General features: G+C 34.0%; 21 protein-coding genes and 2 pseudogenes. 19 read left to right on the top strand and 4 right to left on the bottom strand.

Features of this window, described 5'->3' with window-relative positions; all coding sequences use genetic code 11:
• The first annotated feature begins 4 nt into the window (after positions 1–4).
• The 11 genes and pseudogenes from ASM33_RS05135 to ASM33_RS05085 all read left to right on the top strand — a co-directional run.
• Positions 5–1,096 carry a S49 family peptidase gene (locus ASM33_RS05135; RefSeq protein WP_110410097.1) on the top strand — a complete coding sequence of 364 codons (1,092 nt, stop codon included), beginning with the start codon at positions 5–7 and terminating at the stop codon, positions 1,094–1,096.
• An 18-nt stretch (positions 1,097–1,114) separates the two neighbouring features.
• Positions 1,115–1,486, top strand: a complete 372-nt coding sequence (locus ASM33_RS05130) for a head decoration protein (protein WP_110410098.1) — start codon at positions 1,115–1,117, stop codon at positions 1,484–1,486.
• Positions 1,487–1,490: 4 nt separating this feature from the next.
• Positions 1,491–2,492 (top strand): major capsid protein, encoded by a 1,002-nt coding sequence (locus ASM33_RS05125; RefSeq protein ID WP_110410579.1) that lies wholly within the window; start codon positions 1,491–1,493, stop codon positions 2,490–2,492.
• An 85-nt stretch (positions 2,493–2,577) separates the two neighbouring features.
• A complete protein-coding gene (locus tag ASM33_RS05120) occupies positions 2,578–2,901 on the top strand; it encodes a head-tail joining protein (protein WP_110410099.1) in 324 nt (107 codons plus the stop codon).
• Positions 2,894–3,409 (top strand): phage tail protein, encoded by a 516-nt coding sequence (locus ASM33_RS05115; protein WP_110410100.1) that lies wholly within the window; start codon positions 2,894–2,896, stop codon positions 3,407–3,409. Before ASM33_RS05120 ends, ASM33_RS05115 begins: the two co-directional genes overlap by 8 nt.
• Positions 3,406–3,879, top strand: a complete 474-nt coding sequence (locus ASM33_RS05110) for a hypothetical protein (RefSeq protein WP_110410101.1) — start codon at positions 3,406–3,408, stop codon at positions 3,877–3,879. Before ASM33_RS05115 ends, ASM33_RS05110 begins: the two co-directional genes overlap by 4 nt.
• A complete protein-coding gene (locus ASM33_RS05105; RefSeq protein WP_110410102.1) occupies positions 3,866–4,330 on the top strand; it encodes a phage baseplate assembly protein V in 465 nt (154 codons plus the stop codon). The genes ASM33_RS05110 and ASM33_RS05105 overlap by 14 nt, the downstream gene beginning before the upstream one ends.
• Complete coding sequence (locus tag ASM33_RS05100; RefSeq protein WP_110410103.1) at positions 4,330–4,584, top strand: PAAR domain-containing protein; 255 nt, start codon at positions 4,330–4,332, stop codon at positions 4,582–4,584. The genes ASM33_RS05105 and ASM33_RS05100 overlap by 1 nt, the downstream gene beginning before the upstream one ends.
• A gap of 6 nt (positions 4,585–4,590) precedes the next feature.
• Positions 4,591–4,926 carry a GPW/gp25 family protein gene (locus ASM33_RS05095; protein ID WP_110410104.1) on the top strand — a complete coding sequence of 112 codons (336 nt, stop codon included), beginning with the start codon at positions 4,591–4,593 and terminating at the stop codon, positions 4,924–4,926.
• 2 nt (positions 4,927–4,928) lie between these two features.
• On the top strand, positions 4,929–5,738 hold the full coding sequence (locus ASM33_RS05090; RefSeq protein WP_110410105.1) for a baseplate assembly protein: 810 nt from the start codon (positions 4,929–4,931) through the stop codon (positions 5,736–5,738).
• Positions 5,738–6,283: pseudogene (locus ASM33_RS05085) on the top strand (phage tail protein); the annotation flags it as partial. The gene ASM33_RS05090 and the pseudogene ASM33_RS05085, both read left to right, overlap by 1 nt.
• A gap of 445 nt (positions 6,284–6,728) precedes the next feature.
• Here ASM33_RS05085 and ASM33_RS05080 read toward each other — a convergent pair.
• Complete coding sequence (locus ASM33_RS05080) at positions 6,729–7,745, bottom strand: IS110 family RNA-guided transposase (protein ID WP_110410050.1); 1,017 nt, start codon at positions 7,743–7,745, stop codon at positions 6,729–6,731.
• A 262-nt stretch (positions 7,746–8,007) separates the two neighbouring features.
• Between ASM33_RS05080 and ASM33_RS05075 the strand changes: the two are divergent.
• From ASM33_RS05075 to ASM33_RS05045, 7 genes and pseudogenes are all read left to right on the top strand, one after another.
• A pseudogene (locus tag ASM33_RS05075) lies at positions 8,008–8,559 on the top strand (phage tail protein); the annotation flags it as partial.
• Positions 8,560–8,724: 165 nt separating this feature from the next.
• Positions 8,725–9,396 (top strand): ankyrin repeat domain-containing protein, encoded by a 672-nt coding sequence (locus tag ASM33_RS05070; RefSeq protein ID WP_110409340.1) that lies wholly within the window; start codon positions 8,725–8,727, stop codon positions 9,394–9,396.
• Positions 9,397–9,612: 216 nt separating this feature from the next.
• On the top strand, positions 9,613–10,227 hold the full coding sequence (locus tag ASM33_RS05065; protein WP_110410106.1) for an ankyrin repeat domain-containing protein: 615 nt from the start codon (positions 9,613–9,615) through the stop codon (positions 10,225–10,227).
• Positions 10,228–10,266: 39 nt separating this feature from the next.
• Positions 10,267–10,623, top strand: coding sequence for a recombinase family protein (locus ASM33_RS05060; RefSeq protein WP_110410107.1), 357 nt, complete (start codon positions 10,267–10,269; stop codon positions 10,621–10,623).
• 91 nt (positions 10,624–10,714) lie between these two features.
• Positions 10,715–11,185, top strand: a complete 471-nt coding sequence (locus tag ASM33_RS05055) for a DUF2924 domain-containing protein (protein WP_110410108.1) — start codon at positions 10,715–10,717, stop codon at positions 11,183–11,185.
• A complete protein-coding gene (locus tag ASM33_RS05050; RefSeq protein WP_110410109.1) occupies positions 11,169–12,842 on the top strand; it encodes a recombinase family protein in 1,674 nt (557 codons plus the stop codon). The genes ASM33_RS05055 and ASM33_RS05050 overlap by 17 nt, the downstream gene beginning before the upstream one ends.
• A gap of 163 nt (positions 12,843–13,005) precedes the next feature.
• Positions 13,006–13,416, top strand: coding sequence for a helix-turn-helix domain-containing protein (locus ASM33_RS05045; protein ID WP_110410110.1), 411 nt, complete (start codon positions 13,006–13,008; stop codon positions 13,414–13,416).
• Positions 13,417–13,490: 74 nt separating this feature from the next.
• Here the strand turns inward: ASM33_RS05045 and ASM33_RS05040 are convergent, their stop codons facing one another.
• The 3 genes from ASM33_RS05040 to ASM33_RS05030 all read right to left on the bottom strand — a co-directional run bounded on the left by ASM33_RS05040 (position 13,491) and on the right by ASM33_RS05030 (position 17,229).
• Positions 13,491–14,585 carry a Fic family protein gene (locus ASM33_RS05040; RefSeq protein WP_110410111.1) on the bottom strand — a complete coding sequence of 365 codons (1,095 nt, stop codon included), beginning with the start codon at positions 14,583–14,585 and terminating at the stop codon, positions 13,491–13,493.
• A gap of 293 nt (positions 14,586–14,878) precedes the next feature.
• Entirely contained in the window at positions 14,879–15,703 is an 825-nt protein-coding gene (locus tag ASM33_RS05035) for an ankyrin repeat domain-containing protein (RefSeq protein ID WP_110410112.1), read from the bottom strand.
• Between the two features lie 113 nt (positions 15,704–15,816).
• On the bottom strand, positions 15,817–17,229 hold the full coding sequence (locus ASM33_RS05030; RefSeq protein ID WP_110410113.1) for a hypothetical protein: 1,413 nt from the start codon (positions 17,227–17,229) through the stop codon (positions 15,817–15,819).
• A 727-nt stretch (positions 17,230–17,956) separates the two neighbouring features.
• Here ASM33_RS05030 and ASM33_RS05025 point away from each other — a divergent pair.
• The gene (locus ASM33_RS05025) at positions 17,957–19,099 is read left to right on the top strand and encodes an ATP-binding protein (protein WP_110410114.1); all 1,143 of its coding nucleotides are present in this window, start codon (positions 17,957–17,959) and stop codon (positions 19,097–19,099) included.
• Positions 19,100–19,277 lie beyond the last annotated feature (178 nt).

Below are 19,277 nucleotides of genomic sequence, written 5' to 3'. Positions count from 1 at the left end.
AATTATGGAAACTATAAGAACCTCTTGGCTGGGTAGGCCGATGATGATTGAACAGAAAAGCTTTGATTTATTGTCATTATATAATGGCAAACAACCTATCTTTAAAAATCTCAAGCACTCTTTCAAAAGTAACGTCGAAAATATAGCAGTTATACCAATCCATGGAATTTTGACTAAAAGCCCAGGAGCTTTTGATGATTTTCTTGGTATGACATCGTATGAAAGAGTCCAAGCACAAATAGAAGAAGCTTTAGCCGATAGAGAAATTGAGACAATTCTACTTGATATAGACAGTCCTGGAGGAGAAGTAAGTGGGATTTTTGATCTGGCTGATTTTATTTATGAATCAAGAGCAAAAAAGAGAATTGTCGCCATAGCCAATGATGATGCGTACTCTGCTGCTTATGCTATTGCTTCTAGCGCTGAAAAGGTCTTTGTTACCAGAACATCTGGCATTGGAAGCATTGGGGTAATCGCCAGTCACATAGATCAAAGCGCTTTTGATGAGAAGCAAGGCATTAAGTATACAACTATTTTTGCAGGTAGCAGAAAGAATGATTTAAATCCACATGAGCCCATTAACTCTGAAGGCTTAGAAGGTTTAAAAGGGGAGATAGATCGTTTATATGGAATGTTTGTACAGCTTATAGCACGTAATCGAAATCTTTCCGTAAAAACTATCAAAGATACCGAAGCAGGACTTTATTTCGGGCAAAATGCCATTGATATTGGTCTTGCAGATGGAATTACAACATTTTCTGAATTTATTAACAATTATAGGAGTACTACTATGACTACAGCCGAATTTAACTGTAAAGAACACACTGATGATTTAATTGAGGAAGCTAAACGTAATGGCTACAACAACTGCCGTACTGAAATTTTGGAAGTAATACGTTTGTGTAATTTATCAAAAATGCCAGAAAAAATAGGAGAATTTATTGAGCAGAATGTTAGTAGTAAACAAGCACAAGAGATTTTAATTGAGGCACTTGCAGAGCGAACAATGAAGACTGAAATTTTCAGTGCATTACCACAAAATTCATCAGAAGGTTTACTTACGCGATTAGCTAAAACTCAGCAAACTATAAAATAAAACATAAGGAGAAAAAACATGTCTTGTATAACCGAACAAAATAATCTTGGCGATCTTTTGAAATACGAAGCGTCAAATCTTTACTCGCGAGACCAAATAACTGTTGCTAAGGGACAAAATCTTAGCTTAGGTACTGTAGTGGGATGTGAATCTAAAGACAACTTAATCAAAATTTTAAATCCAACTGCTATAGATGGCACTCAAACAGCGATTGGAGTAATCACAAGTGATGTGAACGCAAAAGAAAACACCAAAGCGGTAATTATTGCTCGAGTAGCTTTACTTGCGGATCATACAGTTGTTTGGCCAGCCAATATTACTGAAGAACAAAAAACAACAGCCGTAAAACAACTCGGAATCCGTGGCATTATTATTCGTAAGGGGGTATAATATGATGCAAAATCCATTCTCAAATTCAGCATTTAGTATGATAGAGCTAACTAATGCAATTAATATTATGGAGATCAATTATGGTCGTACTGAAAGCTTGAAGTTATTTCCGAGTGAGTCAGTAAGTGTACGTCATATTGCCATTGAGGAGCAAAATGGTGTTTTAAGCCTACTGCAAACGCAGGTTCCAGGAGCGCCAGCAACGGTCGGAAAACGTGGAAAAAGGAAAGTGAGAACATTTACAATTCCGCATATTCCTCATGATGATGTAGTTTTGCCAGAGGAAGCTCAAGGAATCCGTCCATTTGGTTCAGATGATGAACTTATAACACTAGCTAAAGTTGTAAATAAGCATTTGCAATCAATGAGAAATAAACATGCGATAACACTTGAACACCTGCGTATGGGGGCATTAAAAGGAATTATTCTTGATGCTGATGGCTCTGAACTCTTAAATCTCTACAATGAGTTTGGTATTACTCCAAAAGCAGTAAATTTTGCGCTTGGAACTGCAACAACAGATGTAAAAAGGAAGTGCATGGAAGTACTCAGGCATATAGAAGATAGCTTAAGTGGTGAATATATGACAGGGATCCATGCCCTAGTTAGTCCTGAGTTTTTTGACGCTTTAACTGGGCACTCAAAAGTAAAAGAAGCATATGAAAGATGGCAAGAAGGAGCAGCGCTAAGAAACGATATGAGGTCAGGATTTACGTTCTGTGGTATTACGTTCGAAGAGTATAGAGGGCAAGCCTCAGATGTAGATGGAAATGTTAGAAGATTCATTGAAAAAGATACTGGGCATTGTTTTCCTCTTGGAACGGCAAATACATTTACTACTTATTTTGGTCCTGCAGACTTTAATGAGACAGTAAATACACTCGGACAACCACTTTATGCAAAACAAGAGCCAAGAAGATTTGATAGAGGAACTGACCTACACACTCAATCTAACCCTTTACCAATGTGCCACCGTCCAGGGGTGTTGATTAAAGTCACAGCATAAAATGCGAGGTAAAACATTGCTTCTTCATGCACCCCTGATAAGAGTGATTATGCCAAGCTAGGAATAAAAAAGCAACTATAAAATTATGTTTAGAGATATAAAAAGATTATTTGTGGATTGCTTTGAATATTTAGGAGTGGAAGCCACATATTGTAATAAAAACAAGGGAGCCATCTGTGAAATAAAAGCCTTAGTAAAACGTCCTGATACTACGTATTCTTTAGGTAATGATGGAACATTAACGAACCAAATTGCTTCCATAGAAATACACATTCAGGATGTTACTTGTCCTAGTGTAGCAGATTATATCAAAATTGGTAATAAATTCTATAGGATTTTTGAGCAGCCACTTAAAGATTCTTCAAATAACTTATGGGAAATTAGAGCAATAGAGGTTGAGGATGCTTAACATTAAAGCTAATAATATTAATCAAGTTACAAAAGATATCAATGCACAAGAGTCAAAAATAAGACTGGCTGCAGTAAGAGCTTTAAATAAGACGGCATTGTGGCTAAAATCACAGGCTGCTAAAGAGATTAGCAAAGAAAAGCAGATAAAACTAACTGTAATCAGGAAAAAGCTAAGGATTATTAAGGCCAGGGCAAGCACGTTAGAAGTTATAGTTAAAGCAAATTTTTATAATGTTAAAGCCCATTTACTTGGAGGCATGAAACAAACAAAAGTGGGAGCAAAAGCAGGAAAACACATGTTTACTAATGCATTTATAGCAACTATGCCAATGGGGCATCGTGGTATTTTTAAACGAAAAGGGAGAGCTTCATTACCAATACAAGAGGTTAAACTACCACTAGAGCCTGAGGCAACAAAAATAATAGAGGAGCTTGTAATTCATGAAGTTGAGGCGGTATTTAAAAAATTTTTTCAACGTGAATTGAATTATATTGCAAAAGTATGAATTGGGCTAATCTACATAAAGCTATTTGTGATACGCTAAAGACAGAAATACCAGAGATTCAAACTTGTGAAATTTATCCATCAATACGCACAACTATAGCAGCTCCAGCAGTATTTGTGGAACTTAGCAGTTTAGGATCAGGTAAAGATCCGGGGACTGAGGAATTTGCTTTAAGAGCGAGATTCGAGGCTAGAGTTATAATTGATAGCACAATAGAAAATGCTCCTATTATGGTAAGATCATTAGCTGCTGAAGTGGCAAAAGTAATAAACAAAAATACATGGGGAATGAGCGTATCTCCAGCAGAGTTTTTATCAGGGGAAGTTGACGGATTCAGACCGGAATTGGATGCATATTTAGTTTGGTTAGTTGAGTGGATTCATGAAGTTCATGTAGGAAAGTCAGTGTGGAAGGAAGATAAAATTAAACCTCACGAAATAAATGTTGGGGAAACAAATGTTGGAAAGTAATTTTGCTATTTCAGAGTTGCAGAGAAAATTAGCTAATATTATACGTATTGGACTTATCAAAGAAGTAGATTATGAAAAAGCAAGAGTAAAAGTCAAAATAAGTGAATTTTTAACGGATTGGCTTCCATGGATAACAAGTAGAGCAGGAAAAGATAGCAGTTGGGTTCCACCAAGTATTGATGAGCAAGTTGTGGTACTTTCTCCACTGGGTGAATTGTCTTTAGGAGTGGTATTACCTGCAATTTATCAGCAAAAGTATCTTCCATCTGAACACCAAGAAAATGCTGATATTTTTGAGTTTAAGGACGGAACAAAATTATCATATAACAAAAATGATCATCATTTAGAGGTCACTGTAGCAGATAAAATCACTCTAAAGGTGGGGGAATCAGAAATAGAAATGACTAAGAATGGTATAAAACTTAAAGGGAATCGAATCGATCTTAACTAATGAGCAAATCAGTTGTACGCATAGGTGATTATTGTATGGAAGCTATACCACATTTCTGTATTACGGGAAGTATGAATGTTTCTATTAATAATAAGCCTATTTGCTGCCAAGGAGATAGTTTTACAGAAGCTAGAGTACTCACCAATGGATCAAAAACAGTGTTTGTAAATGGTTACGGAGTTGGAAGAGTTGGTGATCAAGTGTCTTGTGGTTCTAAAATAATAAGTGGCAGTCCAAATGTTTTTTGTAGCTGAGGAAATATGCGAGGAATGGATTCTAAAACGGGAAAGGAATTGGAGGGAATAGACCATCTTAAACAATCAATTATTGATATACTAACTACTCCTATAGGCAGTAGGATAATGCGCCGAAATTATGGATCAAGACTATTTGAATTAGTTGATAAACCAATGAATAGAGATTTTACTTTAGAAGTCTATTCAGCAGTAGCAGAAGCACTAGAAAAGTGGGAAAAGAGATTTAAAGTAGAAAAAGTAAAAATTACAGAGGTAAAAGAAGGAAAAGTAATACTTAATTTAGAGGGGGTTTATCTTCCAGAAGGTGAATTTGTAAATATTAGTGGAATTACTGTTTAAGAATGCAACTACCAGAAATTATTGAGCCATTAGATTTTGAGCAAATCTTATCACGGATGAAGGAGGAATTAATCCGTTGTGATGCAAACTTTACTGCTCTGGTCGAAAGCGATCTAACAATGAAAATTTTAGAAATTGCAGCTTGGCGGGAATTACTAATACGGCAGAGAATTAATGAAGCAGCAAAAGCAAATTTACTAATGTTTGCAAAAGGAAGTGATCTTGATTATTTAGCTAAATTTTATGGAGTAGAGAGAAAAAACGAAGAAGATGATGAGTGTTTTAGAAAAAGGATTAAAGCTAAAATAGTTGGCTGGAGTACTGGAGGCAGCAAGGAGCACTACCGCTTTCATGCATTATCCGTTGACCCTAGAGTTAAAGATGCACTGGTTGAGTCACCAATACCTGGAAAAGTGCAGATTTCAGTGTTATCAACAAACTTATCCACAGGTGGCGTGCCATCAGAAGAACTACTCCAAATCGTAAGAAAGCAGCTAAATAGCGAAGATATAAGAGTTTTAACAGATACAGTTGAAGTTGTAAGTTGCAATATTATAGCAATAGATATTCACAGTAGGATTATAGCACAATCAGAAGAGATAATTGAAGTAGCGAAGAAACAATTTATCGAAAAGTTTGAAGCAAGCAAAAGGCTGGGATGGAATGTTACCAAATCTTGGATTATAGCAAATCTATTTGTAGAAGGAGTGAGTAATGTAGAGCTAATAGAGCCAAAAGAAGACATTGCTATTAGAGGAAATGAGTGCTCAACCCTTGGTAATCTAAAAATCGAATTAGTAGGTAAAATTTGATGCTGCTACCACCAAATTCAACGAAACAAGAACGTGCTATAGTGGAAGCAATCGATTACAAAACTGTTGACCCAAGCTGCATTAGGGGATTTAAATTTAATCTCAAAAATGAAATATTACCGTGGCTAATAGAAGAATATGGTTTAGAAGAAATTTTATTCTGGGTGAAAGATAAGAAGAAAGCCGTAAAAGAAGGAATAAAGTTTCAAAGACTACGAGGAACACCAGCATCGCTGAAAATAGCACTAAAATGGGCCAATATTGATGATATTATAATTATTGAAGAACCACCAGGAAAGCACTTTTTTGAACTGCAAGTAGGGATAAAAGATGTGCCGAATAACTTCTTTGTAGATGCAGTTGTAGAACTAGCAAAGCTTTCACTGCCTGCAAGATCCAGGTTAATGAGAATTTTCAATGATTACTACAATGCTCAACGATTTATACTAGATGAAAGTTTTTTTGGAGCTCTTCTTTCAGACTACTCTGGAGTAAAAATAGCAAAAGAAGGACCTGTTTTATCTTTTGGTCGGCAAAACTCATTTGAACTCAAAATATCAAATCCAACTTTTAAGTTTAGTACATTTCGTTTTCATTATCAGCAAAGCTCCTATGATTGTTGTCAATTATAAATTTCATATTTTGTAAAATCTTTAAAAACCCAGTTATTTTTAAGTGTGTAGAAAATTTCTGTCAGCAATTTCTCAGCAGCTCTAAATTGCATAAAAGTCAATAATGATTTTTTGCATTACCCAAAACATTTTCTGATATAAAATTCAGCTCTAATACAATTTTTTATTTATTACTGTGCCATCTGATTCAATCAAAAGTTGTTTCATTGGCAACAAAAACACCAAGTTTTTAATTAATCTTTTTTAAATTAATGTAGCTAATGAATATGTGTATAAGTATGTCCCCACATATTTTAAGTACTTATGCACATATTCATTAGCTTATAAAACTAAGGTTCCATATTTTCCTTCACGATTATTATCCAATAAAAAATTCAAATTTTGTGAAATCTTTAAAAATCCAGTTCTTTTTAAGCGTATAGAAAATGGTTGTCAGGAATTTCCTAGCAGTAGCAATAATGGCCTTAGCAGAACCACGCCTTTTTTTCACATTTTCATAGAAACTTTTCAAGTAAGGACTATAACGTATAGCAACCCAAGTACACTGTATTAAAGCAGTGCGTGCCATTTTCGACCCTCGTTTGGTAATCCTTCCAATCGTGCACTGTTGATTAGATTGAGAAACATATGGTACAACTCCAAAATAAGCAGTGAGTTTTTCAGGATCGCGAAAGTCATTAATATCACCAATTGTTGTAATAAAAACAGCTGCAGAAATTACACCAATGCCTTTAATGCTAATGAGATTATAAAATCCAGGAAGCTGTTTAACAAAAGTTTCAATTTCCTTTTCAAGTTTCTTGAGGCTTTCTCGTATAGCTTCTAGGTGATAGCTGATCACTTCAATTTCAACTTTTTCCAAATGACACCAATTATGTTTTTGAATAGCACGTTTAAACCCCGTTTTGGTTGTCAGTGCTTCCTTTTTAATTTTTATTCCGTGGTAATTAAAAAGACTGTGCATTTTGTTAATCAAAGATATCCGTGATTTTACTAACTGTTCTCTTGTTTTAAGAAGAGAAACTAATTGCTGATATTGTGTGTTTTTGCATCTTGCTTCAGGCAGCATATCCTTGCTTAGAAAAAAAGCAATAGCTCTTGCATCATGCTTATCTGTCTTGTGTACAGAACGGCGAATAACTTCGAATTGCAAAGGAGCAATTATTACCACACGCTTGACGTAAGGTAACACTTCATCATAAAAGAAACAGCTGTTACCTGTTGCTTCTAAAGCTACTTCATCTGTTGGCTGAAGATTCTCAATAAAATTGTTTATATCCTGCAAGCGAAACGTGCGAATATATTCTGGTTTTTCTTGCTCTAAATAACAGGCAGTGAAGCTATTTGTATGTAAATCAACTCCAATGTAACGCATACTTTTTCCTCCAATTGCATAATAATATATCAGAGTAGAATATTGCCGGTTGATCCAAACTCCTATACGCGGTCACCGAATTTTATGGGCCGCACGATGGTTTTCGGTGGCAGGTGCGGTTAATCTAAAGTACGAGGTCTTCTTTCACTGCATATAAAAGCAGAGGGAGCCTCAAGCTTTGCCCAACCTGCTACCTATCCACTCTGAGAAGTTATTATCTTCTCATGCTCTCAACCGAGCAATAACTATTCATATCATCTATAGTAATGACTTATATCGCCTTGACGTTGCAGTTTTAGGAGAAACAGAGCCACATACAAAAAACTATAATGCCATATATGAGCGTAATCATCAGTGGTATAACTTTAAAGCCCTTTATCCTGAACCACAAAGTGTATTACCACCAATTAAATTTGCTAAAGCACAGGTGGTATTATCGGATAATTGGAAGCTTGGAGAGATAAATTCTTGTTTTCCTGCAACCAGCTATGAAGAAATCGGAGATAAATTTACTTTAGGGAGTAACAAGCTTTCAGAGCAAATTTGGCACTTTAAATACACGCCAATTTTAGAAAGATTCAGCGTTACCTATCACTATAAGGCAAAGAATTTTACTGATCAAAAAGTTATAGAATTTAACCTCACAGAATACCATGTAAACTGCAATAATGACTCAGATCCAAAACAGGATAATTCAATTCACGAACTAGAAAATTATGTAGCGGTATTTTACCAAGGTGTACTTTTGTGGCACGAGCATCGTCATTTGAATAGACCTTGGAAAAATATACAGCTAGTTTGCTCAATATATTAATCATATATGCTTATATTTTAATATATCTTAATATTTCGTTAAACCTATACGCGTGATTGTGGAAGGGGCTTGCTTTTCACTTTTTGATGGAATATAATTAAATAACGACAAGTAAATATAAGAAATCTGCCTGTCGTTAAAAAATGGGATTTTGTTGAGGTTAATATGAGGGAATTAAATAAAAGACTTAGGGAATTATTAAAGAATTCATTCGAGGATATAAATTCAAAAGATGAAAATGGTAATACAATATTACACTTAGCAGCACAATTTTCTAGCTATAAAACAGTAAAATTACTGATAGAAAAAGGTGCTAATATTAATATTGAAAATAATGAAGGAGAAGTACCACTACATCGAGCTGCACTTGCAAGAAAGGTAAGGAACGTTAGGGCACTCATAGAAGCAGAAGCTGATGTTCATTGTACAAACTATAATGGTTCTACACCATTACATCTTGCGAGTGGGTCTGTATGGTTATTTAGAGAGAAAGGCGGTAATGCTAAAGGAACAGTAAAAGAGCTGCTAAAAGCAGGCGCAAATGTTAACGCTATAGACAGATTTGGAACCAGTCCATTATTTCGCGCTAAAGATCAACCAGAGTTAGCAGAGCTGATCAAAAAATATGGAGGAAAGATAATAGATAGGATTGGTACAGGTGTACAAGAATTCGCGAATTTTTATGGTGATCATCTTATAAAAGAAATATCATCAGCAGTGAAAAATTTATATGCAGAAGAAATTGAAGAACTTAAGCAAAAAAAATATAAAGAACCAGATGTAGAAGACGATAAAGAACCAAGTGTAAAAGACGATAAAGACAAAAAATACCATTAATTTATAGTTAAAGAAGCTTAAAAAGATTAGCAATTGATTATCAATATATTAATTATATATATCAATATTCTAATATATATTAAAAAAGAGCTAATTTCAATTACAGAGTGTACAAATAACTTGCTTTTAGTAGCAAAAGCGAATATACTAGAATAACGACAAGTAAATAAAACAAATTTGCTTGGCGTTAAAAGAGGCAATTTTGTGAGGGCAACAATGAGTAAATTAGAAAAAAGACTTCAAGAATTATTAGCAAACTCATTTTATGGAATTAATGAACAAGATGAGTATGGTGAAACTGTATTACATTTAGCAGCAAGATCTTCTAATTATGAAAGAGTAAAATTACTAATAGAAAAAGGAGCAGATGTTAACGCTAAGAATAATGAAGGAGAAATACCATTACATTCTGCTGCATTCAGTGGGAAAGTAGAAAGTGTGAAGGCAATGATAGAGGAAGGTGCCAAAGTCAATGCTACTAGCTATCAAGGATATACGCCATTACACGCAGCAAGCATGATGAGCTGTTCAGGCAGAGTAAGCGCACTAATAGGTGCCGGAGCAAATGTTAATGCTAAAAGTCATATAGGAAGGACGCCACTACACCAAGCTGTAATTATGAGGGAGCTGAAAAATGTTAGAGCAATACTGGAGGCAGGAGGTGATGTAGATGTGATGGACTATAAGGGATATACACCAATAGATATAGCTTGTATGGCAGGTTTTAAAGAGATAGTGGAAGAGCTAACTGCATATCAAGATGGCAACAAGTTAGCATATAAATATAGCAACGAATTAGTAGAGCTAATGAGCAAGCAGTACAAATTTTGAAAAAGGAGGGGAAGCAAATGAACTTATGTTGAGGTTAAAATGATAGTAGCAAGTTTATATACAACATCAAAAAAGCAAATTGGTGAATTGGAGTGTAGAATTATTGCAGATGGATACGAGCTACCCGATGAACATAAATTTGTCGGTAGCGCTAGCTTAGAGAGTTTACGATATAAAGCTGCAAAAGGTAAGGTTGAAGTAATATACATATATTCTCCTGATGATCTATCTGAGAAATTTGCAGACCAAATTAAACTAGTAAGGGAATTTCATCAAGTGGGAGCAGAAGTAATTTTCTTAAAGCACAAGACTAAAGGCCTGATATCTAGCTTATTATGGAAATCACAATGGGCAATGGAAAAATATAAGTATGCAATGGAGTGGCAAATAAGTTGAAAGCTATAGCAATTTATAAAAAGGAGAAAATAGCACCGGAGCTAAAGAGCAAACAGTATAAATTTTAAAAAAGGAGGGAAAGCAAATTCATATGAGCTTATGTTCAGAAAAACAATCTGTAGAAAAAGAGGTTTTGTCATTACTCAGTAAAACATCACAAGAATTGAGAAAAATGTATGAAACTGCAACTGGGTCAAAAGCACCACCATATCGTAGGGAATACTTTATCAATTGGATATCTCATTGGTTACAAGTAAAAGCGTTTGGAGCATTGCCCGAAAAAGCGGCCAAGAAATTAGACTATTTAGCAGAACAAATGAAAGAAGGAAAAAAAGTAAGTAGTGAAAATCCTCTTATGGTAATAGGGACAAAAATTAGCAAAGAATACCGTGGAGAAAAGCATGAATTAACAGTCATGGGTAAAAAACTATTTATATATAAAGGGCAACCGTATAAGTCACTATCTGCACTAGCCTATAAAGTTACAGGCACAAAATGGAATGGATTAGTGTTTTGGGGCGTGAAAGTGGCGAAAGGTGTTAAAGATGTTAAAGGAAATTAGGTGCGGAATATATACAAGAACATCTGATGATACAGAGGCAGTACAAGAGTTTACTAGTCTTGATGCTCAGCGCATGTTAGGAAAAAACTATATAGCAAGCCAACAGCCAAAGGGATGGGTAGTAGTAGAGAAAAAGTATGAAGATGACGGTATATCTGGAGGACATCTAAAGAGGGATGGGTTACGTGATCTATTTAAAGATGTAGAAGGTGGGAAAATAGACATTGTAGTGGTTTATAGAATGGATCGTCTATCAAGGTCACTGCTTGATTTTGCAAAAATAGCAGACTTTTTAAAAAAGCATGAAGTTACATTTGTATCGGTAACAGAATCATTTGATACATCAACGCCTGTAGGAGTATTAATACTAAACATAATCATGAGCTTTGCGCAATATGAAAGAGAGCTAGCAAGCATGAGAATCAGAGATAAGATAGCAGCATCGAGAAAGCAGGGTATATGGACTGGTGGAGGGATTCCTCTTGGATATGATGTAAAAGAAAGAAAGTTAGTAATAAATCCAGTGGAAGCAAAGCTAATAAAGCATATTTTTAAGAGTTTTGTAGAGTACAAATCTGTCACTGCAGTAACCAGGAAATTAAATGAACAAGGATATAAAACGAAGGTGCGCAAAAGTGGAGGAGGACAAGAGTTCAAAAAAGCAACAGTAAGTAAGATACTGAATAATCCAATATACAGAGGCTTAATAAACCATCAGGGCACATTATATAAAGGAAAGCATAAGGCAATAATAGGTCAAGAGTTATGGAATAAAGTAAAAGAAAACTTTAGTACTAGAGAAGAACAAATAAGCACAAAAGAAGCAGCAGTGTTACTAAAAGGATTAATGCGTTGCTATACATGTGACGCTTCTATGCAACCAACTCACACTAAGAAGAAAAATAGAGAATATAGATATTACGCATGTGGAAAACATTTAAAGGGAAGAGAATGTAAAGGAAAGAATCAAACAATAGCAGCAGGAGAAATAGAGCAAGTAATACTGGAGCAAATTCCTTTGATAATAAGCAATAATGAATTAATGGAAAAAGCATTTAAAAAGGTTGAAAAAATAGTTCTGATAACTTTACAAGGGATAAGTGAGATGTGGGAAAGAATATTTCCAGTAGAGCAGCAAAATATAATACATCTAATCATAAAAACTATTTGGTTCAAAGAGGATGGGTTTAAGCTAGAAATAAGTAAAGATGGGCTAAAAAATTTAGTGGACAAATACAAAGCAACAGAAGAGCCAATAGAAGCAAAAGGAGAGGACATATCTATCTTTATTAGACATAAATTAAAGAAAAGCAGTGGAAAAAGCATGATCTTGGTTCCGGATGAAGGAGAGCTAAAGGAAAAAATAAATGATAAATGGCTAAAAGCACTAGTTAGAGCACATTTATGGCAAAGTCAGATAGACAGTGGAGAATATGCCAATATAAAAGAAATATGCCTTGCAAATAACATATCGTGCCCTAAGTACGTTGGATCAATTTTAAAATTAAACTTTCTGGCTTCAGAAATAAAGAGAGCAATATTGGAAGGAACGCAGCCACAGCATATTATGTTAAATAACTTTATGGGTTCAAAAATGGATCTGTTGTGGGAAAAGCAGTTAGAGAAATTTTATGGCGAAGGCATAATAAAAACCTGATTTTAGGGATTGTAGTGGTCAATACTATAAATTAAGAGTTGATGTCCCTAAAGCTTTGTAGATTAATGAAGCAAATAGAAGAGTTTAATGTGCATTTATCTTTACAGTATCTTTAATTTATAATATTAGACTTTCTTTAGCATATTGTGAAAGGAGGGTAAGAGTGAGTATTAGTAAATTGAAAAATGATTTTTCTCACACACAGGAAAGCACTGATACTGGGTGCCATAAAATGGGTAGGAAAGTAAAGGAATTGCGATTGATACAAGGATTAACTCAAGAAGGCTTGGGAGATAAAGTTGGCGTATCATTTCAGCAAATACAAAAATATGAATCAGGAAAAAATGCAATTTCAATTGATAAGTTATTAGCTTTAGCACAAGCTTTATCTGTTGATTTGGCAGTCTTACTTCCTACTCCTATAGCACTACATGAAGAGAGTAGTTTTGAACATAAGGATGATGAAAGCAGTAGAGAAATATTAGAATTAGTTAGAGAATATAAAGAAATTAAGAGTCAAGAGTCACGCAAGGCGGTTCGTTCACTAGTAAGGTCCTTATCCTCATCACAATAAATTTAAAACATAGCCCACAAGCTTACTCCTCAAATGCTGTTGACTTACTTTTTATGCTAGTCTGGTTTTATATCTCATTCAAGAAGTTCTAGATAAGCCTCGAATTTATAGAGCTTGTTACGTTTTTTATTGTTTCTGTCTTCTACTAATACGTTAGCTTCAACAAATTGTAGAATGAGATTATTTACTGTGTTGTATGCTTTATCTAGTCTTTCGCTTAATTCCTTAATATTTATGATTGGAAGTTGGAAAAGTATGTTTAGTGCTTGCAATGCTATATCACGAATTTTGAAGAAATGTTGGCTTACCTGTATCATGTTTATTAAATCCTTCTCTAGTTTTTCAATACTTTTAGCTCTACAGTAAGCATCAAAGCTGCTATCTTTTATGGCATTTAAGTAATATTCGATCCATCCTTCAAAGTCACCATGAGTTCTTACCCTGTCTAAATACCTGTAATAATCAAAGTGATTCTTTTTAAAGTAATAAGATGGATAAAGTATTGGAGATGATAATAAACCATAATGAATTAGCAGTATAACAATCAAAAGCCTTCCAATTCTTCCATTACCATCTATAAAAGGGTGGATGATTTCAAATTGCACATGCGCTAGCCCTATTTTAACAAGTGAAGGTAATGAATTATGAGTATGAATGTAGCTTTCTAAGTTATTCATTAGAATAGTTACTTCTGATGCAGGGGAGGCAATTAGATCACCAACTCGCACAGAGTCTATACGATATTTACCACCACCTTCGTCAAGTTGCATCAGTTCTTTATGTGAAGCTAAAATGGTTTGTGATATAGTTGAATTTCTCATTGAGCTTAATGCTATATCAAGAGCTTTAGTATAGCTGATGACTAATTGTGTTTGTTTGTTCGGTTTTGTTGATGATATCCTTTGAGTAAAAACATCAAGTAAAGTTGTATGTATACCTTCAATAGCTGAAGAAAGTAGAGCTTCTTTTATAACATATGCTTTAATGAATCTCTCTAAGTTTGGTAAGCGCTCAGCCATTTCATTTAATTGGCCAAGTTTTATCATTGCTTCTCCGTAAAGAACGGTAATATTGTTACTAAAACTAAATGATGGATCCTTTGGTGGTAATGGATAAGGAACAAAGTGTGCAAGCTTATCTATATATTGGTAGTATCCAGTTTCACGCATTATTTCAATATATAGATCTAAATTAAAATAATTGTACTGGATTTTATTTTATATTTCAAGATAAATTGCTATAATGAAGTATAGGTTATAAGCTTCAACTAGAATGTGAGATATTTATCACTGCTAAATTTAGCATATAGATGAGCTCATAAGCATACATTGGTGGAGGTTTTGAAAGGGATTTAACTGTAGAAGAATACTTACGCTTCACACCACATTGGATCATCTATATAACTAAGCCAGCTAATGCTTATAAACAAAAGAGAACCTGTGACCATAAAAAACCTTTAGTCTTATTTATCTTTATATTTAGAGTTAATGTCTGCCCCACACTCAATAAGAAATTTTACTACTTCTTCACGCTCTTCAAGAACAGCTAGACGAAGTGCCGTATATCCAAAGCTGCCTTTAATGTGAACATCCGCACCATTTTTAACTAAGAACTTCACTATTTCCAAATGTCCTCTTGAAGCAGCTAAATGAAGAGGTGTACAATTATTGCAACCTCTCATGTTAACATCTACTCCATTTTCAATTAAGCACTCTACTGCCTTGAGGTGACCTTCATGAGCAGCGGCATGTAGAGGTGTATTACCATCTGCACCTTTAGCATAAACATCTGCTCCATGTTTAATTAAAACCTTGACTATTTCTAGATGACCTTTAAGAGCAGCAAAAAGTAATGGTGTATTATTATACTTATTTTTACTGTTGACGTTTGTTCCGTTCTTAACGAGAAATTGTACTACTTCTATGTGACCTTTAGAAACAGCAAAAATTAATGGTGTATCATTATCATGATTTTTAGCGTTAACATTTGCTCCGTTCTCAACAAGAAGTTGTACTATTTCTAGGTGACCTCTAGAAGCAGATGCGTGAAGAGGTGTATTATCATACATACATTTAGTGTCAATATTTGCTCCATTTATAATTAAGAATTTCGCTATTTCTGGGTAACCTTCTATAGCAGCAAGAAGTAGAGTGGTATTACCATCTTCGTCGGTATCATTGACATTAGCTCCACTCTCTATAAAAGATTTGACCGTTGCTAGATCTCCAATGTAAGTAGCGTTGTGAAGTTGTTTAACATATTTTGAAAAGAAGACTTTATTTTTCATATTGTACTCCACTACCGATATATTGTATTAATAATAATATAAAATAGTAGTATAAAATAGCCAGATATTTTTACTCTTGCTAATAAAGAGCTTAATTATCATCTAGAAAATTCTCAGCTAACTGTTGCTTGTATTTGACTCTGTTGAGTGTATTTACAGTCTTCTAGCTCCATTGAATCAACTCTACTTACTGGAAAATCATGAGAATGGTGATCATGTTCTTCGTTCATTGTATAAATATTATAAATGCAATATACAAATGAAATTAGAAATACTACACATAACACAGAGCAGATTTGCACTTGAGAAAATAGGTACATTAATCCCATTAGCAAAGCTGCTATACTTAAAGCTTTTTTTGCTTTGCTAATATTTGTTGAATTTCTTTTTTTTAAATCTGCAACTTTCTGTACTTCAGACTTAAGACCTTTACTCAGGTCAGATAATTTTGCATGTTCATCTTGGAGTTTCTTTTCTAAATTGAACACCTTTGTTTTTTTATCTTGTAGATCCTTTTCTAGATTAGAGGATTTTTTTTGCTCAGCTTGTAGAACTTCTCCTAGTTTAAAAACTTTTGCTTTTTCAGCTTGTAGATCTTTTGTTAAACTCAATATTGTTTTGTTTAAGTCTTGTACCTCTTGTGTTATCTTGTTAATTTTTCTATCCTTTTCTTTACATTTTTGATCTTGCTTTGCCAATAATTCCTCAATTCTTTTCTTAGAAGCTGAATCTTTACCATTCAATTCTTGTTCAAGCTTTTCAACTTTCTCTTTTACTTTTTCTAAATCTAACTCATATTCATTTCTTTCTTCTTCTACCAATTTTTTACGCTTTGTTAACCATCCGTTCTCTTGCTTTAATCCATCTACTTTCAGCTCTAATTCCTTAACGCTCTTTATGAATTGCTCTGTTTCATTTGCCACTGGTCTTAGATTGCTAGACTCTAATGAATTTCTTCTTGATAATAAACTCCGTCCTAAAAACGCACTGGAAGATTGGCTTTCATGTATTATACCATAGCCTTCAAATTCCGTATCTATAAAGCTGTTACACTCAGAACCAACAGTTTGAGTAAACGTTGGAAAATTACCATTAGATGTTGAATATAAATCAGCAATACCACTATCTAGACTAGAGATAGAATCTCTTTTTCTGTAACCAGAAGAAGAATCATTCCAGATGTTTGTTTGTGAGCTTACATTTTTAGTAATAGCATAGTATAAACTATTACCATTAATAAAAACTTCTGTATTCTGCCTCACCAATTCCAGTACTTCCTGTTTATCAGTTATTCCTCCAAATATTGGCTCACCTACTACTTCCTTTATACCATCTTCATTTACCAAAAAAGTGATACTGCAATCCACCTCTGCTTGAGCATTTTTTATCTTTGCTTGCCAGTTAACATTCACTTCACATAATTCTAAGCCAGTAAAACAATAATGTTCTTTATTATCACTGTCTTTCTTTGTTGTTAGATTATTGCTGTTTATAGATACAACTACACCTTTACTATAATTTATCATATCCAACCTAACCATTATACACCACTAACAATATACTAAATATAGCAATAATAACAATTCTTTTTTTCTATTTTATAAGGGCAAAGTTTAGTTTGCTTTACATAGACCAAAAGCTACAAACAGCAATAAACCTAGCAAAAAGTGTAGAAAATGGAGAAACTTAAAGAGCTAAGTTCAAAGACTATAAAAACCTTTTTTTTAGCGTCACACACAATTCAATTATTTACTTATTTACTTTTAAATTTCTCAAAAAAGGGCAAAAAATCCCTATATAACGGAGAAATAGATATCTTTATTAACAGGTTATGTAAAAATATAGGGATTTTTTAGGGAATAATTGAATACAAAACACCCTATGTATAATGGGTTAAAGTTGGCTACTGTGGCGGGTTTTGGGATATACTAGAATTACCATATAGAAAGGTTCTATGGACATCAAAAAGTGGAGGTTACGATACCAAAAAAACTTCTTCTCTGTTTCGTTATGTAAAACGAATGAAACTGGCTTAATTCCTTGTGTTTTTATGGTATATGATGTTAAATTTGGTCCATACCCAACTGAGAACAGAGAACAAAATTATAGCAAATTTTAACGAAATTAGTTAATAAAATAGAAATTTAGAAGTAAAGCAGTAAACAAAAGATTTTTTACCAACACTGTGTTGAAGGTCTTGCTGCTCTTGATTTTTTGTAGTATTCTGCATATTGAAGTTATAAAATTCAATCTATGTACTTACGCTCTATAACACCAGTTTTAGAAAGATTTTCTAAGCTTTATCCTGTTTTAGGTATCACAGGACCAAGACAGTCTGGTAAAACAACTATGGCAAAGACATTATTTGGGCACTTGCCGTACGTATCTTTAGAGAATATTGATATTCGTTTTCAAGCACAAAATGATCCTCGGGCATTTCTAGCTAATTATCAAAAGGGTGCTATTTTTGATGAAGTGCAGCATGTACCTGAACTGTTGTCATATCTTCAAGGAATAGTTGATGAATCTCCTATAAAAGGTAGATATATACTGACAGGTTCTCAAAATTTTGCCCTTAGTCACCATGTTTCTCAATCTCTTTCAGGACGCATAGGTATGACAACGTTATTGCCTTTGAGCTTATCTGAACTTGGTAAACCTATAGAGATTACCTTGGATATTTTTAATGGTGGATACCCAGGATTACATCAGCTTAACATGCATCCTCTTGATTTTTATCCTAGCTATATTCAAACTTATATCGAACGAGATGTGCGACAACTCAAAAATATTGAAAATATTGGCAGATTCCAAACATTTTTAAAGCTTTGTGCAGGTAGAGTAGGTCAGATCATTAACCTATCATCTCTTGCTCAAGATTGCGGTATCTCTCATACAACTGTACGACAGTGGCTGAATATTTTGGAAGCTAGCTACCTAATATTTCTTCTTCAGCCATTTCATCAAAGTTTTAATAAGCGTTTGATCAAAATGCCGAAGTTATATTTTTATGATACTGGTCTTGCTTGTACACTCCTTGGGCTTGAAAAGGAAAGTCAATTGGAAACACACTATCTTAAAGGAGCCTTATTTGAAAATTTGATTATCTTAGAAATTGTTAAGAAACGTTTCAATCAAGGATTACCTACTAATCTATATTTTTGGCGTGACAGGACTGGCCATGAGGTAGACTTGCTAGCAGAATGGGGTGGTAATATTCACGCTATTGAAATTAAGGCTGGCTCAACATTTCAAAGTGATTTTATAAAAAATGTACAGTATTTTTGTGAACTTTCTAAAATAGCTAAGGGATACTTAATCTATACAGGCCAGCAGAATGGATTACATGCAAAAGTTAAACTTGTACCGATGAAGGAAATAGAGCAAATATTCTGAAGATCTTTAGGAATTGTATTTATTGTAATAGGCTTAAATTCAAATGAGAATACCTTTGCTACTGTAACTACTTTTTTATCTCTAGAAAAATAATATGTCAAAACATAGTTGATGAAAAACAGCCTAAAAATAAATGCCAAAATATGTATTAAATAACTTGCGTTGCTGATTTTCACAA

Origin of the sequence: Wolbachia endosymbiont of Folsomia candida (genome assembly GCF_001931755.2) — a bacterium.
Lineage (GTDB): Bacteria > Pseudomonadota > Alphaproteobacteria > Rickettsiales > Anaplasmataceae > Wolbachia.
This window is presented reverse-complemented; position numbering and strand designations above follow the sequence as displayed.

What these genes read in the sequence shown, in the direction of transcription:
- ASM33_RS05120 (WP_110410099.1), top strand. Translation starts at nt 2,578, where the DNA reads ATGTTTAGAGATATAAAAAGATTATTTGTGGATTGCTTTGAATATTTA.
- ASM33_RS05110 (WP_110410101.1), top strand. Translation starts at nt 3,406, where the DNA reads ATGAATTGGGCTAATCTACATAAAGCTATTTGTGATACGCTAAAGACA.
- ASM33_RS05115 (WP_110410100.1), top strand. Translation starts at nt 2,894, where the DNA reads ATGCTTAACATTAAAGCTAATAATATTAATCAAGTTACAAAAGATATC.
- ASM33_RS05065 (WP_110410106.1), top strand. Translation starts at nt 9,613, where the DNA reads ATGAGTAAATTAGAAAAAAGACTTCAAGAATTATTAGCAAACTCATTT.
- ASM33_RS05080 (WP_110410050.1), bottom strand. Translation starts at nt 7,745, where the DNA reads ATGCGTTACATTGGAGTTGATTTACATACAAATAGCTTCACTGCCTGT.
- ASM33_RS05055 (WP_110410108.1), top strand. Translation starts at nt 10,715, where the DNA reads ATGAGCTTATGTTCAGAAAAACAATCTGTAGAAAAAGAGGTTTTGTCA.
- ASM33_RS05030 (WP_110410113.1), bottom strand. Translation starts at nt 17,229, where the DNA reads ATGATAAATTATAGTAAAGGTGTAGTTGTATCTATAAACAGCAATAAT.
- ASM33_RS05125 (WP_110410579.1), top strand. Translation starts at nt 1,491, where the DNA reads ATGCAAAATCCATTCTCAAATTCAGCATTTAGTATGATAGAGCTAACT.
- ASM33_RS05050 (WP_110410109.1), top strand. Translation starts at nt 11,169, where the DNA reads ATGTTAAAGGAAATTAGGTGCGGAATATATACAAGAACATCTGATGAT.
- ASM33_RS05105 (WP_110410102.1), top strand. Translation starts at nt 3,866, where the DNA reads ATGTTGGAAAGTAATTTTGCTATTTCAGAGTTGCAGAGAAAATTAGCT.
- ASM33_RS05070 (WP_110409340.1), top strand. Translation starts at nt 8,725, where the DNA reads ATGAGGGAATTAAATAAAAGACTTAGGGAATTATTAAAGAATTCATTC.
- ASM33_RS05095 (WP_110410104.1), top strand. Translation starts at nt 4,591, where the DNA reads ATGCGAGGAATGGATTCTAAAACGGGAAAGGAATTGGAGGGAATAGAC.
- ASM33_RS05090 (WP_110410105.1), top strand. Translation starts at nt 4,929, where the DNA reads ATGCAACTACCAGAAATTATTGAGCCATTAGATTTTGAGCAAATCTTA.
- ASM33_RS05060 (WP_110410107.1), top strand. Translation starts at nt 10,267, where the DNA reads ATGATAGTAGCAAGTTTATATACAACATCAAAAAAGCAAATTGGTGAA.
- ASM33_RS05035 (WP_110410112.1), bottom strand. Translation starts at nt 15,703, where the DNA reads ATGAAAAATAAAGTCTTCTTTTCAAAATATGTTAAACAACTTCACAAC.
- ASM33_RS05040 (WP_110410111.1), bottom strand. Translation starts at nt 14,585, where the DNA reads ATGCGTGAAACTGGATACTACCAATATATAGATAAGCTTGCACACTTT.
- ASM33_RS05130 (WP_110410098.1), top strand. Translation starts at nt 1,115, where the DNA reads ATGTCTTGTATAACCGAACAAAATAATCTTGGCGATCTTTTGAAATAC.
- ASM33_RS05025 (WP_110410114.1), top strand. Translation starts at nt 17,957, where the DNA reads ATGTACTTACGCTCTATAACACCAGTTTTAGAAAGATTTTCTAAGCTT.
- ASM33_RS05100 (WP_110410103.1), top strand. Translation starts at nt 4,330, where the DNA reads ATGAGCAAATCAGTTGTACGCATAGGTGATTATTGTATGGAAGCTATA.
- ASM33_RS05135 (WP_110410097.1), top strand. Translation starts at nt 5, where the DNA reads ATGGAAACTATAAGAACCTCTTGGCTGGGTAGGCCGATGATGATTGAA.